Below are 3,631 nucleotides of genomic sequence, written 5' to 3' on the forward strand. Positions count from 1 at the left end.
GCGCAGGTGAAAGGGGTTGGATGTGATGTAGCCGGTGGGACACGCGCTCGACACGCGCAGCCGTGCGTCAAAGCGCCGTCCGGTCACTTGGGTCCGGGATGCGCCAGGAGCGGACATCAGCCCACCGCTTGGCAGCGAGCAATCAGCTTCACGTGGGTGACCGTCCTGTGTCGACACGAAGCAGACCTTCAGGGATGCCTCGCTGATCGGCCGCTACTTGCCCAGGAGCGGACCTTCTGGTGTTCGAGCGGCGAACGCTTGTGGCAAAGCCGGGATCGGACCGGCGACCAGGCGTCGTCGCAAACGGCCTCCCGCTATGCTCGGCTCGATCGCAGGCGGGCGACTTCGCTCGGTCCGATCTCAAGGTAGAAGCGGATCGCATCGTCGACCAGAGCGTCGGGTGTGATACCCGCCACCTTCGCGGCCCGCGTGACCTGGAGGCCAAGTGCCAGATCGACGCGCAGGGCGGCGCCTTGGCTCGGCAAAGCTGGTGCGGCGGTAGAGATAGGTAGGGGCGCAGCACTGTTGCGCGACTCGAGCTTGCCGAGCTTCGCTTCGCGACGGCCCCGGTGGACGAGAGCGTCGGCGCGCTCATTGAGACGATCGCCGGCATGCCCCCGGACCCAGGTCCATTTCACGTCGCGCGCCGCGTTCAATTCGTCGAGGCGCTTCATGAGGTCGACGTTCTTCACGTCACCCGTCGTCGTGCGCCAGCCCTTCGCCTTCCAACCGCGCATCCACTCGGTCACCGATTTGACGACGTACTGGCTGTCGCACCGCATCTCGATCGCGGCCCCGGCCGGGAAATGCTCCAGACCCTTGATCGCAGCCGTCAGCTCCATGCGGTTGTTGGTTGTGGTGCCGGGCTCACCGCCGCACAGCTCGACCGTGCTGTCCGGAGCGGCGACGACGACCCCCCAACCACCTGGCCCGGGGTTAGGGTCGCAACCGCCATCAGCATAAACGATCGTTCGCATTGTCGCGTCAGCCCTTCCGTATGGGGTGGTCGATGGGAGGCCGCCCTCGGTGCCCGAAATTGGCTGACAGATGGTATCTTCACGGGTCGCCGTTTGAGCCGAATGAGAGCGTCCGGTCCTCGAAGATTTTGCCAACTGGCGAGACGGCTAAGACGGGTCAAGTGGGGTAGAAGGGCGGTTGTTGCGCTAGGGGCGAGCTACAGCTCGCAGGTCGCCGCGTAGCCCGTTTGTCGGCCGAACTAGGCCATTCTGACTCTTCAAGTTTCAAACACTTGGCGGGGCCGCGAAACGTCCGGAAACGCCGTTGTCGGGGTGAGGGGGGCCGCCGGATGGTGATCGCCGCCCAAGAGGTGAGCACGACCGGCATTCAGCAAGGAGGCTGCCGTGTCTGGGGCCGAGCGGGGGCTGGCCATCGTCGGACCCCTGAAGGGCGGACGGGGCCTGACGTGCGTCGAGCCAGTTGGTACGTCGGCGGGGATGGCCGCAGGTGTAGCCGGCGTCGGCGGTCCGCCAGCCGGCGGGGGTAGGCAGTCCGGCGGGGAGGCGCTCTTCACATCCGGTCTGTGCGCGTTTCGGAGAAACATAGCCCCGTCCGGAGTGTGGTGCGCAGGCGGATCCGCCGCTGGCCTCTGTAGCGATGGCGCCGATGTCCTCGCGCGGGTGCCGGTCGCCGTGACGCGTGAGTTACCTACGTCTTCACGTCCGGCTGACAGTGCGCGTCCGAGCGCACAGCGACGTCCTGCATTTGCAACGCGAACTGCCAAAGACTTCGGTCGCTGCCGACGCCACAGAAAGTGGGGGCAGAGCAAACTTGCACTTGATCAGCCAGGCTTTGACTCGTCACCATCTTCGAGGATGCGGCGCCAGACTGGCACATAGTACGGGTCGAGCCGGGCGCGCCGCTCGCTCATATACCGGTTGAACGAAGACGTCGTCGACAGGACAGCGTTGCCAATCGCCAGCCGCAGCCGCGTCTGCCCCGTCTCTTCCAGGTCGTCCGTCTCACGCAGAAGGCTCTGCACGCGGTAGAGGTCGACCGTGCCCCCCGTGATCAGCGCGGAGGCGTCCGCTGGATGATCGATGCCGTCCGTTCGGCACCACAGCCAGAGCAGGTGCTCCGCGTTCGCCAGCCGCGCAGGGACGCCGAACCACGGGCGGGTGATCGCCTTCGCCAGCAAACCGACCTCGGTCGCGCAGACGCAGGGCCGCAGCGTCACCTCGATGGGCCGCGGGCACAGCTTCGGGTCCATGTGCGGCGCGAACCGCACCCGTGTCGCCTGAACGAGATCCGCGGCACGCTCGCGCCCGTCCGCGCCGAGGTCGGCGACGATCTCGATCACGCCGACGTATCGCGCCTGCTCGTGCAGCGTCAGCGCGATGCGTCCGACAACGGCGTAGGCGTAGCGCTCCGCGTCGAGCCGTCCGACGATGTCGCGGAAGATCGCCGGCAGCATCCCCGGCGTCGGGTTGCTTACGTCTTTGACGTCGACGAGGAGCGCCTCAATGTCGTCTGAGCTACCGCCCATGTTGTGTGACCTCTTTAGGTGTTGGTGCGGTAGTGCGCGTCCGAGCGCACCGCGTGGCGCTCCCCGGCAAGGCCGAACAGCCGCACGAGTTCGGCGATTGCCTCCGGCCGCTGAAGGTGCCGGTCGGCGTACAGCGTGAACAGCGCGGGTCCGCGCATGTAGACCACCCGCCCGCGCGGGAACGCCTCGTACTCGTGGCCGGCGATGGCCGGCGGTAGGCCGCGGCGGCGCAGCATCGTGGCCCCCAGCTTGCGCCAGGCCTCCCAGACCTCATGGTGTCCACGGGGGTGGGTGAGGCAATCGCCGTAGGCTTCCGCCCCCGCCAGGGAGGTACGGTCGATTACCAGCACGGTGCGATCGCCCTCTGGCACACCCCAGAAGATGCCGACGCTCGGCGGGGGCTTTGCATTTACGGGAAAGCCGGGGTCCGGACCGGCGGCGTTGTCCGTGGTCATGGCGCGCCTAGTCAATGAGCGGACCGAGCGGGCGTCGGGATAGCATCGAGGGCGATGGCGGGGGGCATTGAACCGAGTCTCCGCGGCTCGGGCGGAGCCGATGAGTGAGTTTCCCGCAAGCCCGACGAAAATTTACAGCTGCGCTTCGATTTCGGCGCGACCGACCGACGCATTACCTGCGCTAGCCCTCGTGGAGTTAGCCCGGGTGGCGCAGAGACGCATCTCGATGGCGACGCATGAAATGCGTCACCTGTGACCGACGGCGATAGAGCGACTACGCTTCGAACGCAGACCGGCCCTGGCCCTACGGGTGGAGGCTCAGGCTGTCACTTTTGATCCACAATGCAGCTCTTGCCATGCCGAGGCCGACATCCGTGCCTTCGTTGACAAGCTAGACGACCATTACGGTCGCCATCGAACCAGACCTAATCACCGAGAAGACACGATCGTCTCGTCCGCAGAGATCCGCCAAAGATCACAAATTCGAGTTGGGACCGGGATTGGGACCGAACTTGATGCAGCCCAAATTGCAGAGCGATTACAAAGACTTATGAGCATACATGGCGGAAGCGGATGGGAATCGAACCCACCGTACGCTGTTGGCGTACCACTGGTTTTGAAGACCAGGGGGGCCACCAGACCCCGTTCGCCTCCACGGGCGGGGGTACGGGGC

General features: G+C 65.9%; 3 protein-coding genes and 1 tRNA gene. All 4 read right to left on the reverse strand.

The window, feature by feature from the left end; translation table 11 throughout:
* Window positions 1-314: 314 nt before the first annotated feature.
* Window positions 315-977, reverse strand: a complete 663-nt coding sequence (gene rnhA, locus FV233_RS28665) for a ribonuclease HI (RefSeq protein WP_147899553.1) — start codon at window positions 975-977, stop codon at window positions 315-317.
* Window positions 978-1,798: 821 nt separating this feature from the next.
* The gene (locus FV233_RS28670) at window positions 1,799-2,431 is read right to left on the reverse strand and encodes a hypothetical protein (protein WP_246690127.1); all 633 of its coding nucleotides are present in this window, start codon (window positions 2,429-2,431) and stop codon (window positions 1,799-1,801) included.
* Window positions 2,432-2,517: 86 nt separating this feature from the next.
* Window positions 2,518-2,853, reverse strand: a complete 336-nt coding sequence (locus FV233_RS28675) for a hypothetical protein (protein WP_246690128.1) — start codon at window positions 2,851-2,853, stop codon at window positions 2,518-2,520.
* A gap of 666 nt (window positions 2,854-3,519) precedes the next feature.
* Window positions 3,520-3,612: transfer RNA gene (locus FV233_RS28680), tRNA-Sec, on the reverse strand.
* Window positions 3,613-3,631 lie beyond the last annotated feature (19 nt).

It is taken from the genome of Methylobacterium sp. WL7 (assembly GCF_008040085.1).
Taxonomy (GTDB): Bacteria; Pseudomonadota; Alphaproteobacteria; order Rhizobiales; family Beijerinckiaceae; genus Methylobacterium; species Methylobacterium mesophilicum.

Coding starts and splice junctions, on each gene's coding strand:
- rnhA (WP_147899553.1), bottom strand. CDS start 977: ATGCGAACGATCGTTTATGCTGATGGCGGTTGCGACCCTAACCCCGGG.
- FV233_RS28670 (WP_246690127.1), bottom strand. CDS start 2,431: ATGCTGCCGGCGATCTTCCGCGACATCGTCGGACGGCTCGACGCGGAG.